Below are 24,770 nucleotides of genomic sequence, written 5' to 3' on the forward strand. Positions count from 1 at the left end.
CGACGATCTTGTCGGGAGCAGAGATAAGTGACAGGAAAGATTCAATGAAAACAGTTGCGTATTATCTGATGTTAGCCTGCACCGCAGGTATTCTGAGTGGCTGCGGGGGGGGCGATGCCGGTCCCACGACCTATCCGGTGACTGGTAAAGTGACCGTGGATGGAGAACCGCTGGCGGAGGGGAATGTTATTTTCCGTGATGCAGAGGGCAAAGCCGCCAGTGGAGCGGGTAAGATTGAGCAGGGGACATTTTCTTTTGAGACAGTGGCAGGTAAGAAAGCTGTTGTGATCACAGCAAACCGGGAGATCCCCGGTAAGACCGTTGCCGGAGGGGCCCCAGATGAGCCTCCCGTACCCGCCGTGGAACAGTATCTGCCTGCAGAGTACAACGAGAAGACGACCCTGGAGGCAGAAGTCAGCGAAGCAGGTCCGAATGAATTTACGTTCGAGCTGAAAACGAAATAACAGTCGCAGTTCTCGGTATCATCCGCTGACTCTTCGTGAAACGAACAGAGCCGCACCAGTCATGGTGCGGCTCTGTTTTTGTTTTCGGCTGGTCAGGGTCTGGCCGGGTTCCAGCTTTACTGTTTCTGAATGCATTCCCGGGCGAGAATTCGGGCCTGTTTAAAGGCATGCTTGACCGTGAATGCACGTGCTTCAACCTGCTCCTCAGTATAATATTTCCCGTGGTCACTGGCGGGCAGACCTGCGAGTGACAAAGTCAACGGCAGCAGATCAAGAAATTCACGATAACGACGCTGGATATCATTGCTGGCACTGGCTGAATCATTCACTGAAAGTATCTCCCTTTAGATGACGTCCTGGTTCGCATAATCTTTAAGCCTGCTTCACACCTCTGATTTTCACAAACCCGAATCAGAAAAGCAATGGGCAGCCTGCAGAATGCCATGTTCTGATGTGGGAATCTGCAGTTTTACCGCTCTAAAAAAACAGAGATGAGATCCTGGAAACCAGATCTCATCTCAAGTGAGTTTGTTTCAATGCTGAACGCACGCAGGTATTTATTCCTTGTTTTTCAGCCCGGTTTCTTCAGGCTTGGGCAGTGTCACCGGAGGCATATCTGGAACCCCTGATCGCCCTTGTTCACCCTGCTGTTCGGGAGGCTGCTGAGGGGGCTGTTGTGGATAGCCCTGTGGCGGCATCTGGTACTGCTGAGGGTAGGCCGGCATCGGCTGTTGCGGATAGCCCTGCTGGGGATAATACTGTGGCGGCATCGGATAAGGGTACGGTTGACCGGGTGGCATCTGCTGCGGGGGGTATCCGTAAGGTTGTTGAGGATACCCTTGCTGCTGTGCAGCCTGATCATAGGCCTGCTGAGCCTGTTGCTGCTGCTCGGCAGTCAGAATCTGAGTGTCCCCTTCATACACACCGGGAGTTTCCGGTGCTTCCGCTGCGGGCGTCGTCTCATTTTCCGCAGGTGTTTCGGGGGCAGGTGTCTCTGGGGCCGCTTCGGATTCTTCCTTGTGTACCGGAATATCAAAGACGGTATCGGAACCTGTCAAAATATCACTGCCCGGAGTGACTTCTGTCGGTTTGGCATCCGGACTGTGTGAGATCACGATTTCAAAATCCAGTTTGCCAACCTGAATTTTATCTCCATGCGACAGTTGAACTTCGCCTTTGATTCGTTTGCCGTTTACCAGAGTGCCATTAGTACTGCCGAAATCACGCAGACGCACACTGTATTCATCAACCGTAAACACACAATGATGACGGCTGACCATATCACTGTTAGGTCGCAAATGGCAATCTTCTTCCCGGCCGATTAAGAACTTTTTGCCCTTAATGGGAATCTGTTTGCCATCGTGGCGACCGCCAATTACTTTCAGAGAAAGCTGCAACATAAATCATTCACTCCGTGGGTGCCTGCAGAACGTGTCAAAGTTCTGGAATCTGGAATAGCGAAAACACGCGCCATTCTATCTCAGGTGACTTGTTTTCATTTTGACAGAAGAAAGGAGACAAGAATCGAAAATGAACAAGAAACAGAAATGAGTGAAAAACTTCTCGTCAATAAAATGGAAGGAGCAAATAACAATGCCCTTTTGGCCCGCATTGTGTGGTTTGACTCACTTCATCGTAAGCAAAGATCCACTACATTCTTTCCGTAACACATAAGTTTAAACTGTTGAAAGAAAATAATATAAGAGCTTTATATACTAAACGCTATCAGGGATTTGACGTATTGTCAACAAGTATCAATCCTACAACCGTCACGTAAATAATTTATTAATAACGCATCAATTTTACTTGATTTCAGTAACTCCTGAAATGTAAACCGCTAAGCTTGCTTTTTGCGGCTGGTCCAGGCGTCTTGTGAATATTTTTCTTTTTCCAGGACCTCTGCCCGGCGGGTTTCTTCGTCAGTCAGGTTTCGTGATTTGAGGGGAAGCTGTACCGCTTCTGCAATGGCATTCGAAAAATCTGCGGTCAGAGTATTCAGAAAATCGTCCGTGTAGCGGCTGGTCTGTGCAAGCTGATTCAGTAACCCGGGAAATTCGGGGGCGTACTCGGAAGTCAGTAGCAGGAGACTGCCATGCTGAACGATGGCGCCGCGTCTGCGTCTCTGAGCGCTGCCCAGTATTTTCTTTCCCTGGTAAACCAGGTCCCGTTCATCGCCACGGCCGAAGCAGAGGAAAGGTTCTGAGTCTGCACGAAACGAGACTCCCCGAAATGTGACGGGAAGGTCATGGGCTGCCAGGATGTCAATCAGGGGCTGATGGATGGCTACATACAGATCTGGAGGGGACTTCGCAAGCGGGTGGCTGGCGGGTACTGTAAAAGAGTAAGTCAGTTCGTGGTGATGTAGAATCGCGCCGCCCCCGGAGAGTCGTCGCACACGTGGCAGGTCTTCCCAGAGGCTCTGCTGTGCTTCGTTGTTATTCTTCTGAAAGTAACCCAGCGAGATCGTAGCCTGATCCCAGCGATACCAGCGCAGAGAACAGACCTGATCCGCTACCGCTGATTCCAGCAGAGATTCATCCACAGCCATGTTCCAGCTTCCCGGCTGTGGCGCTGATTCGATCAGCAGGCGACAGTGATCTGGAGGGGAAGAGGCTGTCATGCCGGGAACCAGTTCGTTAAGTAATACAGGAAACGGGAACGTAGACTATTCAGACTCACAACATTGCAGAATCGGATGTCGTGCCGCGACGACTTCGTCCGGACGACTGATTTCCGTAGAATGCGGAGCCTGGTGGAGGAACTCCGGATCTTCCTTTAAAATCCTGGTGATTGTCTCCGCGAAGGCATCCAGAGTCTCTTTGGATTCAGTTTCGGTCGGCTCGACCATAATCGCTTCAGGAACCACCAGCGGGAAGTAGACAGTAGGAGCATGGAAGCCGAAGTCCAGGAGTCGTTTGGCGATGTCCATCGCCGTGATGCCATTGGCGGCTTTACTCCTGGAGGCGGAAGCGACGAATTCGTGCATACAGAGATCCCCGTTAGGTACCGGCAGCACGTCTTTGAGCAGGGCTTTGAGGTAGTTGGCATTCAGGACTGCATTTTCGGAAACTGCTTTCAGACCCGCAGCACCCAGCGTTCGCAGGTAGCAGTAACCCCTGACCAGGATGCCGATGTTGCCATAGAACGAGCGGACGCGTCCGATCGATTTAGCAGGTGTGACCAGTTGATAGGCTTCTCCTTCGGCAGCGGAGGCATCGTGGCTGATGACAGGGCCGGGCAGGAAGTCTGCCAGGAAATCACGTACAGCGATCGGACCGGAACCGGGACCACCGGCACCGTGTGGTCCGGTAAAGGTCTTATGTACATTGAAGTGCATCATATCGCCGCCAAAGTCTCCGGGGCGAGTGTAGCCGAGAATCGCGTTCATATTGGCGCCGTCAATGTAAACCAGGCCTCCCACGTCGTGCACCATCTGGGCGATCTGCCTGATATCTTTTTCGAACAGCCCCAGTGTGTTCGGGTTGGTCACCATGAAGACTGCAGTCTGGTCATCCAGGTGTGATTTCAGATCTTCCAGATCAACCAGGCCCTCTTTACTGCTGGCCAGCTGGACGCAATCAAAGCCCGCGATCGCGGCACTGGCGGGGTTCGTGCCATGAGCGCTGTTGGGGAACAGGACCTTGGTTCGTTTTTCACCTTTATCTTCGAAGTAGGCTTTCGCGGTCAACAGCGCCGTGAATTCACCCTGAGCACCGGCGGCCGGTTGCAGTGAAACGGCAGGAAGCCCGGCGATTTCTGCCAGCATTTCCTGTGTTACGTAAAGCAATTCCAGCATACCCTGTAAATCAGCCTGGTTCTGGTAGGGGTGCAGATCGACAATCCCCGGCAGGCTGGAGAGACGTTCGTGCCGCTTCGGGTTGTATTTCATGGTGCAACTACCCAGCGGATAAAAGTGAGTGTCCACACACATGTTTAAGGTCGAGAGATTTACAAAGTGCCGGATCACGTCGGACTCGGTGACTTCAGGCAGTCCGGTAGGCTCAGTGGCCAGAGCCTGAGAGGGGATGAGCTCCTCGAGCGGTTTTTCCGGTACGTCAGCAGCGGGGAATTGAGCGCCACGCCGTCCGGGCTGAGAGAGATCAAACAATGGTTGAGTGGCCAGATGGTTTCGCATGATAGTGTTGTCGCTTCGAGTATTTGACGAATGAAACGGTTAACTGTGGATTGAGCGTCGTGTTTATGCCTTCAGCACGGTGACCAGACGGTCGATTTCTTCTCGGGTGCGTTGTTCCGTGATTGCCACCAGCACTCCGGTCTGGTAATTTTCGGGGCAGTTCTCGAACGTGAAGCGGGAGAGTTCCGGTCCCAGATCGAAGCCTGCCTGGCGTGCTTTCCTTAGCAGGTAGTCAGCACCTTCCGAGCAACTGACAACAAACTCCTTGAAGAAAGGACGCTCAGGGAAGAGCAGTTCGATGCCCTCCACGCTGGAGAGCTGTTCCGCTGCATAATGCGCTTTCTGGCAGGAGAGTTCTGCGACTTCACGGATCCCCTGTTTGCCCAGCAGGGAGAGGTAGACGGCAGCGCGGATCGCGATCAACCCCTGGTTACTGCAGATGTTACTGGTGGCTTTATCGCGGCGGATGTGCTGTTCCCGGGCCTGCAGGTTGAGAACATAGCAGAGTTTGCCGTTGCGGTCGACCGTCTGACCAATCAACCTGCCCGGCATGCGGCGGACAAATTTTTCGCTGCAGGAAAACAGTCCCAGATACGGCCCGCCAAATTGAAGCGGAGTGCCCAGTGACTGTCCTTCCGCAATCGCGATATCGGCACCATAGTCACCAGGGCGTTTCAAAATTCCGAGACTGATCGGATCGTAGGAAACGACTGAAAGGGCGCCATAGCGATGGGCGATTTCCGTCAGCTCAGCGGCTTCTTCCAGAGTGCCAAAAAAGTTGGGGTGCTGGATAACCAGGCAGGCAGTCTGGTCGTCCATGGCGGCATCGACGTCAGCTGGATCGACACTGCCGTCCTTACAGGGGACGATGACCACTTCGCAGTTGAGGTGTCTCAGATAAGTTTCTACGACCTGTCGGTATTCAGGATGCAGTGAACCGAGCAGGACCACGCGGTCGTGCCGATTCGTAACCCGCATTGCCATAAAGGCGGCTTCACTGACACAGGTACCTCCTTCATAGAGACTGGCGTTGGAAACGTCCATGCCGGTCAGCTGACAAATCAGCGACTGGAACTCGAAGAAGGTCTGCAGGCTGCCCTGGCTGGCTTCTGCCTGGTAGGGAGTGTAAGCAGTATAGAATTCACCCCGTCGAGCAATTTCATCTACCGCTGCAGGAATGAAATGATCGTAAGCACCGCCTCCCAGCATGCAGATCCGGGAAGTGGGACCGACATTCTGGCTCGCCAGTTGTGAAAGGTGAGTCTGCAGTTCCATTTCCGATAGCGCGGGGGGCAGATCCAGAGGTCGATCCAGACGCAGATCAGCTGGAATGGTTGAGAACAGGGCTTCCAGAGAGTCAATACCGATGGTCTGCAGCATTTCCTGCTGCTGTTCTGGTGTGTTAAAGAGGTAAGACACGTTTCACTCGATTATAAATGTGAGGGTGTTGATGCTGATGGCTCAGCCTGGGGAGTTATAGTAGCGCTTGAAAAGTTGATAATCTCTTTTTTTCCACTTTGCAGCAGGATCGTTCCACAACGTCCGGCAGAGCATGCCAGACAGCTGAGGGGCAGCGATTAATTTCTGCTGGCTGAAGAAGTCCACCTAGTGTGCTTCGGACTCACAGAACTTCTGATAGTCGTCCGCATTCATGAATTGTTCCAACTCGGCCGGGTTGGACATTTTGATTTTAGTAATCCAGCCGGCCCCGAACGGATCGTCTGAAAGCGGGCTCTGATCGTCGACCAGTGACTCGTTGACTTCTGCAATTTCGCCGCTGACGGGAGAATAGAGGTCACTGACTGCTTTGACACTCTCTACTTCCCCGAAGACCTTGCCTGCTTCACAGGTAGAGCCGACTGCCGGCAGGTCGATATAGACCAGGTCGGTGAGCTGGTTAACGGCAAAATCAGTGATGCCCACTGTTGCCAGTTCGCCTTCGACGCCGACCCATTCATGTGTTTTAGTAAATTTTAAATTGGCCTGATCCATGATCGTAAATCCCTCTGTGTAAGTTCTTTTCTCTGGAGATTGAACAGCGGAAATCCGGAGAAAAGAGGTCAAAAAATCCCTGATATCTCACTGTTGACGATACAGAGATTTGATCCATTTGAAAAGGATTCAGTGAGGGAAATTCCACGACTACTGTGGTATATCTGGCAGAGGCAGCCTGAGGGTTTTACAGGTAAAACGCACGACATGGTGAGATGTTGAGCCATCCGCGTTTAAGAGAAAAACGTGACACGCTGGAACGGGGAATATCCGTTTAGCGCGAAAGCTTATGCCTCTTCGTGTGGATGCATGGTTTCTTCTTCCACTTTATTCAGTTTTTCCAGCCGGCGGGCATGACGGCCACCCTCAAACTCTTCTTTGAGCCAGATTTCGACCATGCGGTTGACCAGCCTGTCGCCCAAGAGGTCGGCAGAGAGACAGAGCACATTCGAATCGTTGTGCAGTCTGCTCATCTGCGCCGTGATGTCATCGTGACAGGGGGTTGCTCTGACACCGGGGAATTTGTTAGCCACGATGCACATTCCCATACCGGTCCCACAGATCAGAATTCCCCGGTCAATGGTTTTATCTCCAATCGCTTTCGCCACTTTGGCCGCGTAGTCTGGATAGTCGACGCATTCGCCATCCTCCGGTCCATAATCGTAGGCAACATGTCCTAACTGGTTAAGGAGGGTGAGGATTTTAGATTTGGTGGAAAATCCCCGGTGATCACTGGCAACTGCAATTTTCATCGAAACTCTTTAATTTTGGAATGATCAGAAATATAGAAGAAATAGATAGTCCCCCACATGGCCTCAGAGCAGGCTGAAACGAAATTCAGAAGACTGCTGAGTGAGAGATGTCTGGCATACGTGGTTGCTATCCGAGCTTGAGCCACACTGTGATTCACAAACTCAAATGCGCAGAGTTAACAGTATCTTCATAAATGTAAGGTTAATGATTTCCAGTCTATTATAGCAAGAGAGTGTCCACTGCTGATAGATAATTTTTTATGGGAAAACATGGTCTCAGGCGGGTCACATCAGGGTTGGCTGTTTATTTCTCAGGAAGGGGAAGTTGAGTAATAATCGTATTTAAACAGTTTTCAATTTCTTTTTTACAATCAACATAGCATTGGTAACCTCCCCCAATGGGATCAGAGATATCTTTCCCATCTGGTGAGAGCAATCTGACCGTTTCAGCCAGATCAGGGCGTTCGGCGAGAATAGCCGCCCTGTGTCCTTGTGTCATCGTATAGAGATGATCTGACTGGTCAAGTAGGCGTTCGGTCAGTGGTTGACTTTCATGAGCCTGAATATCAATTCCCTGTTCAGCCAGAATTGATACCCCTTCCGGACTGGGGGGGGCACCCATCGCTGCAGCAAGTCCAGCAGAGGCCACGATAAAACCTCGATCTGAGAGCTCATCTTCCTGACATTTCAGTTTATCAGATAATAATTTCCGAAACAGTCCTTCGGCCATCGGGCTGCGGCAGGTGTTTCCTGTGCAGACAAACAGGTATATTTCACTGGAGAGCCGCTTGAGTGTGGTTTCAGTGACAACACCCGGCTGGAGAATACTCCACTGATTATCCTGGATAGAAACCAGTGTCGACTGATCACCAAAGCGGGATGGACCATCATCTATCACCAGGGCGATCTGGTCTTGAAAGGCTTCCATTACTGCATCTGCCGTCTGAAAGCGAGACTGTTCGTTGAGCAGCGCGAGTGGAGAAGGTGAGAGTCGCATCGTCTGGAATATAATCTCATGTGCCGGGGCACGCAGGCGGATCCTCTGGCCGGGACAGATTTGCTGCCGCACTTCCGCAGGCAATTCAGAAAAGAGCGTATCTGGTCCGGGGCGGTCAAGTTCCAGCACGACTGGGCCAGGCCAGCAGCGCTTAGATAGTTTTCTGGCAATTGGGGGCATTTCCGGCAGATAATCCAGTGCCTCGTCGAAATCTTTGACACAGAGCACCAGCGGGTCATCATTTCCGGCAAGCTGTTTCAGCTTCGTCATGGCATCCGGGCTGAGTGCCTGTCCTGCAATCACATAAGCGGTTGCCGTGGGAAAAGCGACTAATTCGCCTTTGGCCAGATACTGTACTGCCAGATGGATCACATCGCGAATATCGTCAGTCTGTTGTAAATTGATCCGTTCGGTCATTGAACAATTTAAGCCTTACATTTCTGCAGAAATTGTTTTGCGGCGCAATTCAACGGTCAAAAATGGTAAGATTTTCAATCCCGCGACGAATCACGATTCAGGTCTAACTGCTTAAGATTTACTGATTTGAATCTGTCCCGATGCCCTTGATCATAACCGGCGGAAATCGATTGATCAAGCTGCTGGAATAATTGCCTCTCTTAAGGTATTATCATTGGGAAGTTTATAACGCTTGCGAAAAAAGCGTTCTTATGTGATTTTTAAGAAATCAGGAAATCCTGACGCGTTGACCAGGGCCGCTTGTTAGGATGTGGGTTGTTATCAGTCCTTCATCTGCTCTTTTACAGAATTATTTCCGGTTTCAGAAGCACAGTGCACTATGGCTCCATTAAGTTCTCCCCAAAAAAATAACCCAAAGCGACAACGCCTCAAACAATCTCTGCGATCGCTGATCGAATTCCGCGGTGCATCTGAGTTGGATCAGAGTCAGTTTCAGTCGACTGCCCGCAAGCTGTATGATGGTCCTGCGGGGGCGGTTCTCTATCTGGCGAGCAAACTCTCGCTACACGATCCACTGGTAGGTCGAATTATCAAGACCCGTCGTTTTGATGTCACGGAATTTCGCAATATCCTGGATATTGGTGCGGGAGCGGGCCAGATTCTGGGGCACCTGTTACGTGAAACCCATCCCGAAGCGCGTCTGGTAGCCTGTGACCTCTCGCATCAGATGCTGAAGCGGGCGCGCACCCGTATGGGAAGTCCGCGTCCGAATTACCTCTCAGCCGATATGACCTGCCTGCCGTTTCAGGATGCCTCGTTTGATTGTGTCACTTGTGGCTGGGTGCTCGAATACCTGAAAGATCCCCGCCATGGACTTGCAGAAATTTACCGGGTGCTGCAGCCAGGCGGCAGCCTGTTTCTGATGGCGACGGAAGACCGTTTTTCCGGGATGCTGAACAGCGCCACCTGGAAGTGCCGGACCTATAACCGGATTGAACTCCAGCAGGCCTTCGAAGAGACCGGATTGCCCTGGAAAGAGCAGCACTGGTTCACGCCGATTCATCAATTCCTGAAACTGGGCGGGATTATTGTCGAAGCCACCAAGTCGCCAGAGGAAGCAGACGAATCGGAAGCAACTGCTGTAACATCAGCAGCTCAGTCCTGATAGCGGACCTGACTCCAGTCCTTTGCCAGTTCACAGAGAATTTTCAATGTCTCGGAATTGGCACTGCAGGCAGTGATTCCGGGCAGACGCAGCATGTCGGCCCGATCATCGAGCCAGTGTTCGTGGAAGTTGACTGATTCTCCATTATGCACCCAGACAGCATCACCACCCAGAATCCGGGCGATGTGCAGCGAGACGGGAAAGTCGTAGACGTTGGGGGTATGAATCAACGAACCTCCAAATGCCCCGGTTGCCAGGTGGTCGTAAATACTCCCCGGCATTTCTTCCGGCGGTACTCCCTGGAGCCCTGCTTCTGTGACCAGGCGCGCATTGGACGTATCTTTATCCTGAAAGCCGATCAGATAGATTTGGGGCGAATCGGGGCGAGTCTCGGGATCGATGGCCGGCATCGTATCCAGTACTTCGCGGGCGGGACGGCTCAGATCATCAGGGCCACAGACGACTTTCTGGTGTACTGCTTCCACCCACGTTCCCTGTTCCCCGGTTTCAGGAATATAAACCAGAGAGTAATGCACGGTTTCGCTGTCGCGCAGGTGAATCATCACGCAATATCCGTTGGCTGTTTTATCACGATATTGCTTGGTGCCATCAATCGGATCGATCGAGAGTACATAAGGGGAGTCCTGGGAGAAGCGATCGAGGTCACCTGTTTTTTCTTCTGCTTCCATGCGACACTCACGGAAGATCGGATCGCGATCGCGGAGGGCGGCGACGATCAGTTCCTGCAGTGTCAGGTCGGCCAGAGTCAGGGCGTCGGTCAGCGCACTGCCCGATGATTTATTTTCGACTGCGATATTAAAATTCCGCAGTCGTTTGGCAATCGCGCCAGACCAGCGGAGAATCTCAGGAAGATGAGTCTGTAATGCGTTCAGGAGTGTATTGAGTTCCATGGCTTAAAGTCTTTAATGTTTGCTGATGAATCGAGCCGGTTGAGAATTATGGTGCATTGGATGCACCTGCATTGTTTCGTTTCTGCTCCAGATATTCAATCACCAGTGCGGCTACATTCACATTTGTGGCCGATTGCAGGCCGCGCCAGCCTGGGACCGCGTTGACTTCGAGCAGGTAACGCGTTTCGGGAGCATCAACAGGAGGCAGCAGGTCGACCCCAGCAAATTCGGCCTGCGTCAGATCGCTGGCGCGGAGGGCCAGTTGGACCTCTTCCTCTGTCGGTGTGTACGCTTCAGCCCGACCCTGGCGGGAGATGTTCGTACGAAAATCAGTCTGGTTATGACGGCGGATGGCACCAGTCACAGTGCCGTTCAAAATCAGGATTCGCAGGTCATAGCCCGGGTGAGCAACATATTGCTGCAGATAAATCACAGACTGGGTGCGTTCGAGAGTGCGAAATGAGCGATACGCCAGATCAGGGTCGCTGATCCGAAATATCCCGCGGCCTTCCGAGCCAAACAAAGGTTTGACGACGACGTCTCCCCCCAGTTCTTCGAAACGCTGCATGGCTGCTGCCGAAGATTCACAGACCGCTGTCGCAGGCACAGGGAGCCCTGCTGCTGCCAGTCGGGAAGTTGTCAGATATTTATCGACGGCACATTCGATTGCCCGAGGCGTGTTGAACACGGTTACTCCCGCCTGTTCGAGTCGGCCCAGCAGGTCCATGCGAAAGATGACCTGTTCCAGTGAGCCAGGAGGCATCGTACGAATGATTAAACAGTCAAACTGATTCAGATTGATCTGTTGCTCATCGGCGTCGTAACAGCAGAACTGTTCCATCGACTGACCGGAAAGCAGGGCAGCCAGATCGCGGAATTCCAGTGTGCAGGCCTGGTGACCGCGTGCTTCCGCTGCTGCTTTGAGTTCACGGCAGTACCAACTTCCCTGATTTCCCAGAATGGCGATCCGCACGAAATTGTATCCTGAAATAACGGGGCCGAAAAATACGGGGCAGGAAAAAGCATTCCGATCAGAAGCCGAAGCTCTGTTTCAGCAGCGCGGGATTCATTTCGCCGAACTGAAAGACATTTCCGGTTTCGAGGTTCTGTAAAGTGACAACGGCTGGACTGAAGAAGCTGGGATCGATTTCATAGAAATCATGATTTGCTTCCGCGAAGACATCCAGAAACGGTTTGCCGTAGCAGGCAGCAGAACAGGAAGGGAGTGAGGGCCCGATCTCCTGCAATGATTCATCATCGCCGACGACCCAGAGCGAGACGGCGCTACCATACAGAATCGCATCGTTGGTCCGCCCGATGCCTGTCAGATGATCTTTGGCAACGGGAGCCAGCGGCGCGGTGCCGAAGCCGGCCTGTACGCGGTGCACGTCAAACTGGCTTTCAAACAGCTTGTGCATCGCGGTTTCCACAGAGCGGGCGATCACCTGAATGTTGCCGGCGATGCTCGATGTGGGGGCCACCAGCAGAGTGATGTTCTTCGGATCAACTCCCGTTGATTTTGCGATCTTATCGACCACATTTATATCGGGCAGCGAATTGGCTTCCAGTACACCGACGGTTTTCTCTGGAGATTCACCAAAGGCAAGGATCCGATACAGGTCTTCCACTTCGGCAGCAGCCCGCATCGGGCCGGAGGCCATCGCAAAGAATTTGCCAACATCAATTTTCCAGCCTGCGTACTGGCTGAGTAGACAGGCTTCGACAGCGTGGTCAGTCTGTACCTGGAGATAGGGGAGCGGCAGTCCGTCCAGTTCGCCGGGAACCAGTTTGACTTCACCCAGGTCCGACATGCAGATCCGGGCCAGCTGCAGACCCGCCTGAATTCCCGCCGGTGTTTCGATACCACAGTCGACGACAATCGCGCCATTCTCAAGGGCATGCGGAAAGACTTTCAATTCGCCGGCCCTGGCCAGCAGACGTTCCGTAAGCTGGCACGCCCGTTCGTTTAAAACACCGCTCATAGTTTATTCAATTCATTCCACAATCAGGTTGGTACAGCAGGCACTCGGCGGAGTCGGTCTCATTACAGACAGCCTACTTCTTTCATAATTGTTTCGGTTCGCTCAATCAATTCGGGAGTACAGGCAGGAAACGGGTGGAACAGGGTATCATTTTCAATCACGCCCCGCAGGCGGAGTGCGGTTTTCATCGAGCCGATAATATAACCCACGTTCATGGTTCCGTCAGGGCAGACAAAAACTTCAAACAGTCTGACGATGGCTTCCTGGAGTCGATGCGCCTCCGGGTGGTTGCCTGCTGCCGCTGCTTCATACAACTGCACGAAGAGTTCCGGCCCCACATTCGCCAGGCCGGGAACGGTGCCGTCTGCACCAGCCATCATGACCGCATGCACCAGCATCTCGGCACCTGTGAAGAGTTTCATTCCGGGAGGCTTGCTGGCGACCAGGCGATGGAAGCTCACGGCATCTCCGCTGGAATCCTTGACGCCGATGATGGTGCCTTCTTTACCCAGCGTCATCAGGGTTTCGAGTTCAATTTTGACTTTCGTCATGATCGGAATGTCGTAGGCAAACACCGGAATATCGACCGCTTCCCGAATGGTGCGGTAGTGCACGAGCATGTCTTTCTGGCTCGCCGGATAATAAAAGGGAGGGCAGACAACGACCGCATCCGCACCCTGGGCTTTGGCAACTTTGGCCTGTTCGATAATTTGCTCTGTTCCCGGGGCGATGACACCGACCAGCAGGGGGACACTGCCATCCACCACTTTGACGGCGATTTCGGTAGCCTGTTCCCGATCCGGTTCACAGAGCAGGGGACCTTCGCCGGAGGTGCCGAACAGAAACAGCCCGTGAGCACCCTGCTTCAGCATGAAGCGATAGACAGATTCAGCCGAAGCCGCATCAAGCCTGCGTTCTGGTGTCAGTGGTGTGATGACCGGGGGGAGAACTCCCTTTAGCTGTGTAGAAAGATCAATTGTCATGCGCGGTTTACCAAGAGTCTTTATTGAACAAAGCGGAACATAAGTTCTGAGTAGATTCAAAACAGAACTCCAGTTATACCAAACTGGAAACCAGGATGCGATGATTCCAGGGGATTCACTCCAGGATTCAAACAGTGTGGTTCCTTCGGGCTCCGAACTGATGACCTGTTATAACGGTCAGGCTGGTTCTCAGGACTGTAGCGGACGATCGGAATACGAAAAACGGTGAACTTCCGGAGAAGAACATGAGCCTGAAAGCGTTCTCTGAAAATCTGTCATCCGGACTCGAAAAAAAACTGGAGAGCACCCCGACTGCCTCGATATAATTGGGCATTATGAGAAACGAACACGCGACAACGATCTGTCTGGAACACCAGGCCGCTGAGACACAGGCAACTCCCCACGGGACAGTTTGCCCGCGTTGCAAACAGCGACTGTATCTGAATCCCCCACAGGGGAACCTGATGAGTTTCTGGGAAAGTCAGCCTGTGGCTTACACGCTGGAGCGGGAACCCTGCTTCGCTTATTCTCTGCTCTGGGAAGACTATCGTATTCGTTCTCTGCATCTGCCCGATACCACATCTGCTGACGAGCCGGCAACGCAGGTGAAATCACATTCCTGATGCTTTGGTTTTAGCGAGTGGCGAGTTGTTCGTCTTTCCAGTCGGTGACGAACATGCAGCCCGGGCTGTGAGTAATGGCAAATTCCGGCTTCGCCTGCATCAAAACGGTCTGTGGCGTGACACCACAGGCCCAGAAGACCGGTAGCTCTCCCGGGTGTACGGGGACGGGATCCCCGAAATCAGGCTGGCTCAGGTCAGAAATTCCCAACTGTTCCGGAAAGCCCAGATGCACGGGCTCACCATGGACTGCAGGGAAACGGCCCGTGATCTGAATTGCACGAATCGCATCAGCAGGCTGGAAGGGACGCATGGAAACCACCAGCGGGCCGGAAAAAATCCCCGCGGCTTCACAGGCAACATTCGTGCGATACATGGGAACGTTGACTCCCAGATCGATGTGTCTGACCGGCAGGCCAGACCGAATCATCTCCGCTTCAAATGTAAACGAACAGCCGATCAGAAACGCAACCAGATCGTCCTGCCAGAGATGTGCGATGTTCGTTGGTTCTTCCACCAGTTCGCCCGACTTCCAGACACGATAGCGGGGCAGGTCAGTCCTCAGGTCGGCATCTGGAGTGGATTCTCGCGGACAGGGATTGCCTGCTTCGGTCACTTCCAGAACAGGGCAAGGCTTGGGGTTTTTCTCACAGAACTCACGAAAATGAGCGGCATCGACTTCCCGAAGAATGACCAGATTCGCCTGGGCAAAACCGGGGGCCACCCCCGATGTCTGCCCGGTGAACTGGTTGGTGCGACAGGCTTCCCGCACTGCCGCACCGGTTAACAGCGAAGCACGATCGACGCTCATCGTGACTATTTTTCCTTAGCAATTACTTCGGACCCCGTGATTTTGACCTCTTCCAGAGGACGATCGCCATGGTCAGTTTCAACGTTGCCAATCTCGAGTACAACGGCTTCGCTTTCCTTATCGCTGGTTCTGCCAAAAACGGTATAGGAGTTATCCAGATGGGGCACGCGGCCCAGGCAGATAAAGAATTGTGAACCTGCGGAATTGGGATCGCTGGTGCGAGCCATGGAGAGCACGCCGGTCTCGTGAGGAATATTATTGAATTCCGCGTCGATGGTGTAACCCGGTCCGCCAGTACCCGTACCTTGCGGGCAGCCGACCTGGATCACGAAATCAGGTATGACGCGGTGGAAGATGATCCCGTCATAAAAACCGATTTTGGTCAGGCCGATCAGGTTCTTGCAGTGCCCGGGAGCCACATCGGGATAGAGGTCCATGCGGATGGTTCCCTTGGTCGTTTCAAAGACCACCTGATAATCGAACTTGTCAAAATCAACATCGGCCAACGCGGCATCAACTTCTGCGCGACGGTTTTCAGACACGGTACTCTTCCTTCTTTGAATCTGTTCTATAAATAGTGAGTGATACGTTTCCTGGATCAGTATAGCGCTACCTTACCGCCTCTGGTTCGAAAGCACAAAGCAGAACCCGCTAATATTGAATCAGAGACCGCAATTAACGGTCAAAACCTGCAGGAGGGCAAATACAGAGGGGTGAACAAACTGTTGTCTCTCCGGAAGCCCGTTAACCGGGAGTGCCAAAACCTCCTCCGCCGGGAGTTTTGATGGTCAGCGTGTCGCCTGCCTCGACGACGAGTGAGAATTTTCCCCCCAGTGATTCCTCCAGCGGATCTCCCGCTTTCTGCAGCAGGTTTTCGCCGACCTTCCCCGGTTCTCCCCCGTCCAGTCCGAAGGGAGGATATTCGCCCCGTCGTTCCGAGAGCAGGGAGATGCGCAACGGTTTCAGAAACTCGATCCGCCGGATGATGCCGTCTCCACCCCGATGTCGACCTGCCCCTCCCGAGCCGGTACGAATCGAGAACTCATGCAAGCGGACCGGGTAGCGGCGTTCAATGATCTCAGCATCTGTCAAACGGGTGTTGGTCATGTGTGTGTGGACAGCATCGGTGCCGTCGCTGTCGACAGTCGCGCCGCTGCCTCCGCAGATGGTTTCGTAATAGCCGAAAGTTTCATCGCCAAAGGTGAGATTGTTCATCGTTCCCTGGCTGGCAGCTGCTTTGTGCAGGGCGCCGAGCAGGGTGTCGACGGTCCGCTGGGAAGTCTCCACATTGCCGCCTACCATGGCGGCACACTCGGCGGGAGAGTCCCGCTCGGGGGGATTCAGGAAGCATTCCGGGAGAATGATCTCGACTGGTGCGAGCACCCCGCTGTTGAGGGGGATGTCTTCCTGGATCAGGCAGCGGAAGACATACAGCACCGCAGCGTTCACGATGGCGCGGTTCGCATTCAGATTTGTCTCCAGCACGGGGCCGGTACCGGTGAAGTCGACAACCGCGGTACCGCCTGTAATCGTGATTTTGACGGAGAGCGGCGCGCCGTTGTCCAGGTGATCTGTGAAGGAGTAGACGCCGTCTTCGATGGCTTCGAGTGCGAGCTGCATTTTTTCGGTAGCAGCCTGCTGGATATGTTTCATATAGGCCTGTACGACGGGCAGGGAATAGCGGCGGACCAGATCATTCAGCAGTGTCACACCACAGTTGTTGGCGGCGACCTGGGCGGAGACGTCCGCGAGATTGTCGGCAACGGACCGTGAAGGATGTTCGCCCGCGAGCAGCAGTTCGCGAAGTTCGGTTTCGCGTGAGGTGCCTCGATCGACGAGTTTGAAGTTGCGAATCAGAACGCCTTCGTCCGCCAGCGTTTTCGAGAAGGGGGGCATACTGCCCGGGACGATACCGCCAATCTCCGCATGATGAGCACGGCTGGCCGTGAAGAAGAGCAGTTCTTCGCTTTCCGGGTGATGCACGGGGGTGATGACGGTCACGTCGGGCAGATGCGAACCGCCGCGATAGGGATCGTTGGTCACGAAGACATCGCCTGGGCCGAGATCCGGGTTGTCGGCGATAATCCGTTTCACGGTTTCACTCATCGCTCCCAGATGGACGGGGATGTGCGGAGCATTGACGACCAGGTCTCCGGTGGAAGAGAAGACGGCACAACTGAAATCGAGGCGTTCTTTGACGTTGGTCGAGATTGAAGTCTTCTGCAGAGTGATCCCCATTTGCTCGGCGATGGAAGCAAACAGATTGTTGAAGATTTCCAGCATGACCGGATCGGCTTCGGTGCTGATCTCGGCATGGCCTCCAGTCTGGGGGGAGGTTTCCCGCATCAGAGTTTCACCACGGGGCAGTATTTCCGCAGTGAAGCCGGGATCGATGATCACCGTGGAGATCGCTTCGCAGATAATGGCGGGGCCGGCAAGCTGGTCGCCGGGCTGCAGGTCTTCACGCAGGTAGACGGAGGTTTCCAGAGCCTGTCCCTGGAAGTGGGCAGTAGTGGTTTCGATCGGTTGCGGCGTACGTGAGACCGGCTCTGCGATAGGTAGATTGGGGGCTTCCATCTGTCCAACAATTTCGGTACGGAGGGCGGTGACTTCGATTCCGCGGCCCGTGTGTTTATAACCGTATAGTCTCTGGTGTTCCTGCTCGAATTGTGTCAGTTCATCGACTCCCTCCTGGCAGCGAATCTGGATGGTCGCGTCGGTCCCCAGGTAACGCATTTCGAGTGAGTGCTCTGGCGACTGGATGCGTTCGGGGGGAATCCCTTCGGCACGAACTTCGTCGTAGACACTCCGGTCGAGTTTCGCAAAGCGGGTCTGAAGTTCCTGCTGCAGATCATCGGTCCAGGGCTGGAGCACGGATTGTTGTCCGAAGCGACGGACGTCGGCCTGACCGATGCCAAAGGCACTGAGGATGCCGGACCAGGGATGGATCAACACTTCATGAATGCCCAGCGAACGGGCGATGGCACAGGCATGCTGTGAGCCGGCACCGCCGAAGCTGACCAGAACGTAATCAGCGGGATCATAGCCGCGGGCCACAGAGATGTTTCGGATCGCGCGAACCATGTTGGCGTTGGCGATCTGCAGAAAACCTTCAGCCAGTTCGAGGGGCGTGTAGGTTTTTCCCATGGGGGATGCTGCAATTTTCTGGCAGAGTGCCGTCAGACGTTGCTCGACAGCGCTGCGATCGAGGGCGAACGGAAATCGGCTGGGAATGATTTTCCCCAGGTAGAGATTCAGGTCGGTCACCGTCAGCGGGCCGCCGCGACCGTAGCAGGCCGGGCCCGGATCAGCGCCTGCACTGGCAGGGCCGACGTGGAGCTTAATGCCGTCAAAACCACAGATACTGCCCCCGCCGGCCGCGACGGTTTCGATGCTCAGCATGGGGGCGACGATACGGACGCCGGCTTTACGGGTTTCGAACTCCCGTTCATAGACTCCGTCGAAGCGGGAGACGTCGGTGCTGGTGCCGCCCATGTCGAAACCAATGGAGCGGGGGAAGCCGGCAATTTCTGCCACGCGGGAGTAACCGATCACGCCACCGGCAGGGCCCGAGAGGATGCTGTCCTTGCCGACGAAATGGGAGGCATCGACCAGTCCGCCAGCAGAGGTCATCAGTTTGAGCTCGCAGTTTTCCAACGGTGTGCGGAGTTTTTTGATATAGTCTTTGAGGATCGGATTCAGGTAGGCATCCATCACGGTTGTATCACCGCGCGAAACGATCTTGATCAGTGGCGAGAGTCGGCTGGAGACGCTGATTTCATCAAAGCTGGCCTCTTCTGCCAGTCGGGCGATCAATTCTTCATGTTCGGGATTGGCGAAAGAATGCAGCAGGCAGATTGCCAGTGATTCCACGCCGGTTGACTTCAGGTCCTCAAGCTGTTGGCGGATGGTTTGTGGATCGGGGGCCTGCAGGACGTTTCCTTCCGCATCGATGCGTTCGTCGATTTCGACCGTGGTTTCAAACAGGGGTTCCGGTTTCTGAATCACGAGGTCGAACAGACGGGGGCGATCCTGATTGCCGATCAGCAGGACATCGGCGAAGCCCCGGGTGGTGATGAAGGCGGTATGGGCACCGTTGCGGGTGAGCAGGGCATTCGTGCCGCGGGTGGTGCCGAGTTTGACGATGACGTTGGAAATCGTGTCGGACTTTTTCAGGCCAAGAATCCAGCGAATGGCCAGGACAGGCGCTTCTTCCCCGGAAGTGAGTTCATAACCTGATGAGACGGAAACCGACTCAGGCAGACCGGGAGTGAACTGCAGGGTCCCTGTTGTGGTGTCAAAGGACGTCACCTGTGCCGAATGCACGGACTGTCCCGCTTCATTCAGAAATACGATCTGGTATTCCTGCCAGAAGTCTGCCGGGGCACCCTGGCGGGAAGGGTCAACAATGGTCGTGGGATCAGGGATTTCCTGTACACGTCCTTTGGTAATACCCGAACTAAGAGTCTTAAAGGGAATGAACTCATTCCGGGGAGAGCGGGCAATGCAGTCTGTGAAGGTGCCGCCGACATCGATCCAGAATTCCCATTTTTTTCCCATGTCTTCCATTTTTGTGCCATTCATTTCAGCAAAAATTTCGTAGCGATTTCCCGGATTTGAGTGGAATTTTTTGAATTCTCTGACGTAGACTTACGTATGAAATAACAGAACCGGCGGGTGGACACAACGAACCCGCCGGGAAGCCAGACCGGGTAACCGGCTGAGTAAAATATGAAAAATTAAAGAGTCCCTACTGGTACTTGAATTTTGTGCAGTGTGACTTATAATTATTCCACCCGCCTGCCCTTCCTTGAAACCGCAGTGCCGGCGGGACAGTATTCTGATACGATGACCATTCCGTGTTCGCCTGGAATATCTTTTCTCATTCTCATGGAGCAATCAGTCAATGAACAACTTTAATCCTGACTACTACGACCAGGATACGACGGCCGGCCGCGGTATGTTTGCAATCGATGCGATTGCAGAGGAACGCGCTGCGTTTATCCGCAAAACGTACATGCACCTGTTCGGTGCGATTATGGCCTTCATGGGGCTGGAATTCATTCTGTTCAGCAACGACGCTCTCGTCGACAGGATGGTGGCAGCCATCGGCGGTAACTGGTGGCTGGTGCTGATCGCCTTCATGGCTGCCAGCTGGATTGCCAGTGCCATGGCTTCCAGTGCCAAATCACTCGGGACGCAGTATGCCGGGCTGGCGTTGTATATCGTGGCAGAGGCCGTGATCTTTGTGCCAATTCTGTATGTCGCCACAAGATTCACCAACCCGGAAGCGCATGTGATTCCGGTTGCCGCGATCATTACCCTCTGTATTTTCGGGGGATTGACGGCGTATGTCTTTGTCACTGGTGCGGACTTCTCCTTCCTGGGGGGCTTTCTGACGATCGCCATGCTGGCCGCGATCGGGATTGCCATCGGTGCTGCCCTGTTCGGGTTCACCTTGGGATATCTGTTTGCAGGAGCGATGGTGCTGCTGCTCAGCGGTTACATCCTGTATGACACTTCGAACGTCCTGCATCACTACTCCACCGATCAGTATGTCTCGGCTTCACTGGCCCTGTTCGCCTCTGTTGCCACACTGTTCTGGTACGTGCTGCGGATCGTGATGATGTTCGCCTCTGACGACTAAGCGGTTCGCTGGTCAATAGAGCAACCATCTGAAATATCAGACCGGGTAGAGTCAATTCTGCCCGGTCTTTTTTCATGCGCTGAGAGATCAGCCGGTGTAGAGGCCGCCGACGTACTCTTCATAGCCATTGTAGATCTGCGTATCGTATCGTTTTTCCGTGCCGAGCATCCATTCGGTACGCTGGCTCCAGCGGGGATGCGGTTTGTCAGGGTTGACGTTGGCTACGAATCCGTATTCACCCGGATTGACGGAATTCCAGAAGGTCGCCGGCTGGTCGGCCATGAGCTTGATCTTCACGATCGATTTGCCTGACTTGAAACCGTATTTCCAGGGGACAACCAGCCGAATCGGTGCTCCATTCTGTTTCAGCAGTGGCTTCCCATACAGGCCGGTGGCAATGAAGGCGAGATCGTTCATTGCTTCCTCAATGGTCAGGCCTTCGGTGTAGGGCCAGGGCCAGGTACCGGCGCCGCTTGATTCCATGTACGGCGCTTCTTGGGGTTTATTAAAGGTCTCAAAGGCAACGTACTTCGCCGTCGGTTTGGGTTCGACCAGTTTCAGCAGACTGGCCAGGGGGAAGCCGGTCCAGGGAACGCACATGGCCCAGGTTTCGACACAGCGGTGACGGTAGGCCCGTTCCTCAAACTGCATCTCTTTGTAGAGGTCATCCAGATCAAAGGTGCGGGGTTTGGCACATTCCCCTTCAATGGTGACCGACCAGGGAGTGGTCTGGAATTTATCTACATATTTCCAGGCTTCTTTGCTGGTGGGACCGGTGAATTCATAGAAGTTCGTGAATTCTTCCGCCTCAATTTCTACTGTTTCCGGGCGCCCGTATTTGAATGCTTCGTTCCGCCTGGCTGGATAGACAGACTGCAGGTCTTTCGGCAGTGGCTTCACGGCACCCGCCTGTTCGATTTCTTCTTTTGTTGCCTGTTCACAACCAGAGAGCAGCTCTGCGAAGCCGGCAATTCCCAGTCCATAGCTCATCAGCTTGAGGAACTCGCGGCGATGTGCTTTGCGATTCTGGTACACCGATTCGGGGGTGTGGGTGTGTTCCGGAACATTCCAGATTTTACGAAGCATATGATTCATCAGCGTTCCTTTGGTCTGAGATCAGAGCGTGCAGCAATGTGTGGCGAGGCAGACACTTCCGTGGTCTTGATCAGGAGGAGTTCCCCCTCGGGGGAGTTTTTGGCTCGGGGCATACAATCAGTATAACCGTCAGCCTGAGCGCAAAATAGCCTGTTTCAGGGATCAGATCAATCTTTCTATCTTTTCCATACCCACTCATGGCCGAAGTTAGAGGTGGTTGTTTACGTAGAAAATTTTGACCAGTTTTCTCAGTTTGACATGCGGGACGGGATATCCGCTGCTGTGAAACCTGGTCTGAGTGATTGAGATTAGATCCATGAAATTCGACATAGTGATTATCGGAAGCGGTCCTGCCGGTCAGAAGGCAGCGATTGCCGCCTCCAAATTAGGAAAACGGGTTGCCATCATTGAACGCAACTTTCGTGGCATGGGGGGCGTCTGTCTGCATAAAGGGACAATCCCTTCCAAGACGATGCGCGAAGCCATTTTATATTTAACCGGGTATCGGCACCGAGACGTCTACAGCAAATGGTATCGCCGCAAGCGACGTGTCACGATGCAGGATCTGCGGTTGAAACTGGCGGATGTCGCAGAGCACGAACTGGAAATCATTCACGATCAGCTTGAGCGGAACGGCGTAGATATCTTTATCGGAGAGGCCCAGTTTGTCAGCCCGCATGAGGTCGCTGTCGACGGTGAGACCGGGCGGAAGGTTCTCTATGGTGATTATGTTCTGGTCGCGACTGGTACCAAACCCTCCCGTCCGCCACATATTCCCTTTGATGGTAAAACGATTTTTGACTCTGACGAAATTATCGATCTGAAACAGATTCCCCGTTCGATGATCGTCGTTGGCGGCGGTGTGATCGGGATTGAATACGCGATCATGTTCGCCACGCTGGGAGTGGAAGTAACTGTCCTTGACGGACGGGAACGCCTGCTGGAATTCTGTGACCGGGAAATTATCGATGCGCTGATTCACCATGCCCGCTCGCTGGGAATGGTCTTTCGCATGGGCGAAGAAGTGGTTGGCATCGAACGATTTTCCGATTCGATGGCAGCAGTACAGACCGAAAGTGGTAAGCGACTGGTGGCAGATTCGGTATTGTATACCGTCGGACGTGTAGGAGATGCAGACGAATTGAATTTCCAGGCCGCGGGCCTCGAACCGGATGAGCGTGGTCGGCTGTGGTGCAATGAAGACCATCAGACCTGGGTGCCTCACATTTATGGTGCGGGTGACATTGTCGGTTTCCCTGCGCTGGCGAGCGTTTCCATGGAGCAGGGCCGGCGCGTGATTTGTAATGCCTTTAATGAACCGTTTGAAGCATTCGATCTGATGCCTTACGGCCTGTTCACAATCCCGGAAATTTCGATGGTCGGGAAAACAGAACAGCAGTTGACTGAGGCACATATTCCCTACGAAGTGGGAGCGGCCCGCTACCGGGAAATTGCCCGCGGGCAGATCTCAGGCGACCGGGACGGAATGTTGAAAATCCTGTTCCACAGGGAAACTCTTAAAATATTGGGGATCCATGCGATCGGAGAAGCCGCGACGGAAATCGTGCATATCGGGCAGACCGTAATGTCGTTTGGTGGCACCATTGAATATTTCCGGAACGCGGTCTTCAACTATCCGACTATGGCAGAATGTTACAAAGTGGCTGCGTTTGATGCCCTGGAAAAAATGAGTCTGGATCGTCTGTTTGAAGAGTCGAAATCTTCCAAGGCGGCTTCAAAACAGATGGCGGATAGCAGTCAGGATACGCAGGACGAAACTGCAATCGAGAAAGTTCTTACGAAAAACAGGTGAGGCTGAAAAAGGAAACCTTTCTGAACCAGTTTAGGCGCTCCGTAACCGCTTGAGCGCCTGGTGGAAATCATCAGGCGCTCCCGCGGAGATCTTCATTTTTAATCCTGTGACCGGATGCGCAAACTCGATCTGTTCAGCATGCAGTGCCTGTCGGGAAATCAACTGCCGGTCCGTTTCCAGTCGCTCATCATTGCCATAAAAGTCGTCGGCGATAATGGGATAGCCGAGGTCAGCCAGGTGCACGCGAATCTGATGCAGGCGACCGGTTTGCGGAAAAGCACGGACCAGAGAGTAACCGGCGAATCGCTCCAGGACTTCAAAGCGGGTATAGGCGGATTTGGCTTTCTTCGCCTGTGGGTGAGTCGACATACAGACGCCGGCCTGGGTGGGATGCTCTCCGATGGCGGCGTCATTCTCGAAGTGGTCGTCTTTGGGTTGATCGCGGATGATTGCCAGGTAGGCTTTACTGACGCGGTTCTGCTGGAACTGAATTGAGAGGCTGCGGTGTCCCAGGTGCTCCTTGGCGACGATCAGGATACCGCTGGTGAACTGATCCAGGCGATGCACGATGCCCGGGCGGAGCAGGCTGCGGACGCCGGTCTGCTGATCCAGGTAGTGCTGCAGTGCATTCGCGACGGTTCCGGAGTGAATATTTCCCGCGGGGTGCGCGATCATCGCCGGTGGTTTGTTGACGATCATCAGCCACGCGTCTTCGTAGAGCATCTCCAGCGGCAAAGGCTCGGGTTGATAGGTTTTATCCGGCGGCTCTGCGAGGAGAATACTGATCTGCTGCCCGCGAAAGACGCGTTGCAACGGTTCGGCAGGGATGCCATTGACTTTGGCAAACCCTGCCTGAACGATGCGTTGCAGACGATGCGTCGAATAATTTCTGAAATGACGGCTGAGAAACCGATCGATGCGGGCACCATCCAGGTAATCCTCGACAATCAGATCGGTTTCGTAGGCTGGCTCCATCAGTTCTGTGA

22 protein-coding genes are annotated in these 24,770 nt (G+C 53.7%); 5 read left to right on the top strand and 17 right to left on the bottom strand.

Translation table 11 applies throughout. The features are described from left to right. The first annotated feature begins 44 nt into the window (after nt 1–44). A complete protein-coding gene (locus Enr10x_RS05890; protein ID WP_145448421.1) occupies nt 45–464 on the top strand; it encodes a hypothetical protein in 420 nt (139 codons plus the stop codon). A gap of 116 nt (nt 465–580) precedes the next feature. Here Enr10x_RS05890 and Enr10x_RS05895 read toward each other — a convergent pair whose 3' ends face one another. The 8 genes from Enr10x_RS05895 to Enr10x_RS05930 form a co-directional block, all read right to left on the bottom strand. Beyond that, nucleotides 581–793 (bottom strand): hypothetical protein, encoded by a 213-nt coding sequence (locus tag Enr10x_RS05895; protein ID WP_145448422.1) that lies wholly within the window; start codon nt 791–793, stop codon nt 581–583. 228 nt (nt 794–1,021) lie between these two features. Beyond that, complete coding sequence (locus Enr10x_RS05900) at nt 1,022–1,864, bottom strand: FHA domain-containing protein (RefSeq protein ID WP_145448423.1); 843 nt, start codon at nt 1,862–1,864, stop codon at nt 1,022–1,024. Nucleotides 1,865–2,301: 437 nt separating this feature from the next. Beyond that, nucleotides 2,302–3,084 carry a lipoate--protein ligase family protein gene (locus Enr10x_RS05905; RefSeq protein WP_145448424.1) on the bottom strand — a complete coding sequence of 261 codons (783 nt, stop codon included), beginning with the start codon at nt 3,082–3,084 and terminating at the stop codon, nt 2,302–2,304. A 45-nt stretch (nt 3,085–3,129) separates the two neighbouring features. Further along, complete coding sequence (gcvPB, locus tag Enr10x_RS05910) at nt 3,130–4,599, bottom strand: aminomethyl-transferring glycine dehydrogenase subunit GcvPB (RefSeq protein WP_145448425.1); 1,470 nt, start codon at nt 4,597–4,599, stop codon at nt 3,130–3,132. Between the two features lie 63 nt (nt 4,600–4,662). Continuing rightward, nucleotides 4,663–6,018: an aminomethyl-transferring glycine dehydrogenase subunit GcvPA gene (gene gcvPA / locus Enr10x_RS05915; protein ID WP_145448426.1), complete on the bottom strand. Its 1,356-nt coding sequence runs from the start codon at nt 6,016–6,018 to the stop codon at nt 4,663–4,665. Between the two features lie 186 nt (nt 6,019–6,204). Beyond that, nucleotides 6,205–6,591 (bottom strand): glycine cleavage system protein GcvH, encoded by a 387-nt coding sequence (gene gcvH / locus Enr10x_RS05920; protein WP_145104939.1) that lies wholly within the window; start codon nt 6,589–6,591, stop codon nt 6,205–6,207. Nucleotides 6,592–6,878: 287 nt separating this feature from the next. Continuing rightward, a complete protein-coding gene (gene rpiB / locus Enr10x_RS05925) occupies nt 6,879–7,343 on the bottom strand; it encodes a ribose 5-phosphate isomerase B (RefSeq protein WP_145448427.1) in 465 nt (154 codons plus the stop codon). Between the two features lie 304 nt (nt 7,344–7,647). After that, on the bottom strand, nt 7,648–8,757 hold the full coding sequence (locus Enr10x_RS05930; RefSeq protein ID WP_145448428.1) for an arsenate reductase/protein-tyrosine-phosphatase family protein: 1,110 nt from the start codon (nt 8,755–8,757) through the stop codon (nt 7,648–7,650). A 379-nt stretch (nt 8,758–9,136) separates the two neighbouring features. Here Enr10x_RS05930 and Enr10x_RS05935 point away from each other — a divergent pair, with 379 nt between their 5' ends. Then, a complete protein-coding gene (locus Enr10x_RS05935) occupies nt 9,137–9,922 on the top strand; it encodes a class I SAM-dependent methyltransferase (RefSeq protein WP_145104946.1) in 786 nt (261 codons plus the stop codon). Here the strand turns inward: Enr10x_RS05935 and Enr10x_RS05940 are convergent. The 4 genes from Enr10x_RS05940 to Enr10x_RS05955 all read right to left on the bottom strand — a co-directional run bounded on the left by Enr10x_RS05940 (nt 9,913) and on the right by Enr10x_RS05955 (nt 13,798). Continuing rightward, a complete protein-coding gene (locus tag Enr10x_RS05940) occupies nt 9,913–10,833 on the bottom strand; it encodes an inositol monophosphatase family protein (RefSeq protein WP_145448429.1) in 921 nt (306 codons plus the stop codon). The two genes, Enr10x_RS05935 and Enr10x_RS05940, sit on opposite strands and share 10 nt — an antisense overlap. A gap of 46 nt (nt 10,834–10,879) precedes the next feature. Beyond that, nucleotides 10,880–11,806, bottom strand: a complete 927-nt coding sequence (locus Enr10x_RS05945) for an ATP-grasp domain-containing protein (protein ID WP_145448430.1) — start codon at nt 11,804–11,806, stop codon at nt 10,880–10,882. A gap of 58 nt (nt 11,807–11,864) precedes the next feature. After that, entirely contained in the window at nt 11,865–12,815 is a 951-nt protein-coding gene (gene mch, locus Enr10x_RS05950) for a methenyltetrahydromethanopterin cyclohydrolase (protein ID WP_145448431.1), read from the bottom strand. Nucleotides 12,816–12,877: 62 nt separating this feature from the next. Further along, nucleotides 12,878–13,798 (bottom strand): dihydrodipicolinate synthase family protein, encoded by a 921-nt coding sequence (locus Enr10x_RS05955; RefSeq protein WP_145448432.1) that lies wholly within the window; start codon nt 13,796–13,798, stop codon nt 12,878–12,880. Between the two features lie 335 nt (nt 13,799–14,133). On the opposite strand from Enr10x_RS05955, the gene Enr10x_RS05960 reads away from it, so the two are divergent. Further along, nucleotides 14,134–14,421 (top strand): hypothetical protein, encoded by a 288-nt coding sequence (locus Enr10x_RS05960; RefSeq protein WP_145448433.1) that lies wholly within the window; start codon nt 14,134–14,136, stop codon nt 14,419–14,421. A 10-nt stretch (nt 14,422–14,431) separates the two neighbouring features. Here the strand turns inward: Enr10x_RS05960 and Enr10x_RS05965 are convergent, their stop codons facing one another. The 3 genes from Enr10x_RS05965 to Enr10x_RS05975 all read right to left on the bottom strand — a co-directional run bounded on the left by Enr10x_RS05965 (nt 14,432) and on the right by Enr10x_RS05975 (nt 19,813). Continuing rightward, a complete protein-coding gene (locus Enr10x_RS05965) occupies nt 14,432–15,229 on the bottom strand; it encodes a putative hydro-lyase (protein WP_145448434.1) in 798 nt (265 codons plus the stop codon). Between the two features lie 5 nt (nt 15,230–15,234). Further along, the gene (locus tag Enr10x_RS05970) at nt 15,235–15,771 is read right to left on the bottom strand and encodes a peptidylprolyl isomerase (RefSeq protein ID WP_145104961.1); all 537 of its coding nucleotides are present in this window, start codon (nt 15,769–15,771) and stop codon (nt 15,235–15,237) included. Nucleotides 15,772–15,973: 202 nt separating this feature from the next. Beyond that, nucleotides 15,974–19,813: a hydantoinase B/oxoprolinase family protein gene (locus Enr10x_RS05975; protein WP_145104963.1), complete on the bottom strand. Its 3,840-nt coding sequence runs from the start codon at nt 19,811–19,813 to the stop codon at nt 15,974–15,976. A 322-nt stretch (nt 19,814–20,135) separates the two neighbouring features. On the opposite strand from Enr10x_RS05975, the gene Enr10x_RS05980 reads away from it, so the two are divergent. Further along, the gene (locus Enr10x_RS05980) at nt 20,136–20,876 is read left to right on the top strand and encodes a Bax inhibitor-1/YccA family protein (RefSeq protein ID WP_145104964.1); all 741 of its coding nucleotides are present in this window, start codon (nt 20,136–20,138) and stop codon (nt 20,874–20,876) included. Between the two features lie 87 nt (nt 20,877–20,963). Here the strand turns inward: Enr10x_RS05980 and msrP are convergent, their stop codons facing one another. Next, entirely contained in the window at nt 20,964–21,971 is a 1,008-nt protein-coding gene (gene msrP / locus Enr10x_RS05985; RefSeq protein ID WP_197996407.1) for a protein-methionine-sulfoxide reductase catalytic subunit MsrP, read from the bottom strand. Nucleotides 21,972–22,287: 316 nt separating this feature from the next. Here msrP and sthA point away from each other — a divergent pair, with 316 nt between their 5' ends. Next, nucleotides 22,288–23,784, top strand: a complete 1,497-nt coding sequence (sthA, locus tag Enr10x_RS05990) for a Si-specific NAD(P)(+) transhydrogenase (protein ID WP_232093245.1) — start codon at nt 22,288–22,290, stop codon at nt 23,782–23,784. 30 nt (nt 23,785–23,814) lie between these two features. Here the strand turns inward: sthA and Enr10x_RS05995 are convergent, their stop codons facing one another. Beyond that, nucleotides 23,815–24,759, bottom strand: a complete 945-nt coding sequence (locus tag Enr10x_RS05995) for an RluA family pseudouridine synthase (protein WP_145448435.1) — start codon at nt 24,757–24,759, stop codon at nt 23,815–23,817. Between the last annotated feature and the right edge of the window lie 11 nt (nt 24,760–24,770).

Origin of the sequence: Gimesia panareensis (assembly GCF_007748155.1) — a bacterium.
GTDB classification, from domain to species: Bacteria; Planctomycetota; Planctomycetia; order Planctomycetales; family Planctomycetaceae; genus Gimesia; species Gimesia panareensis.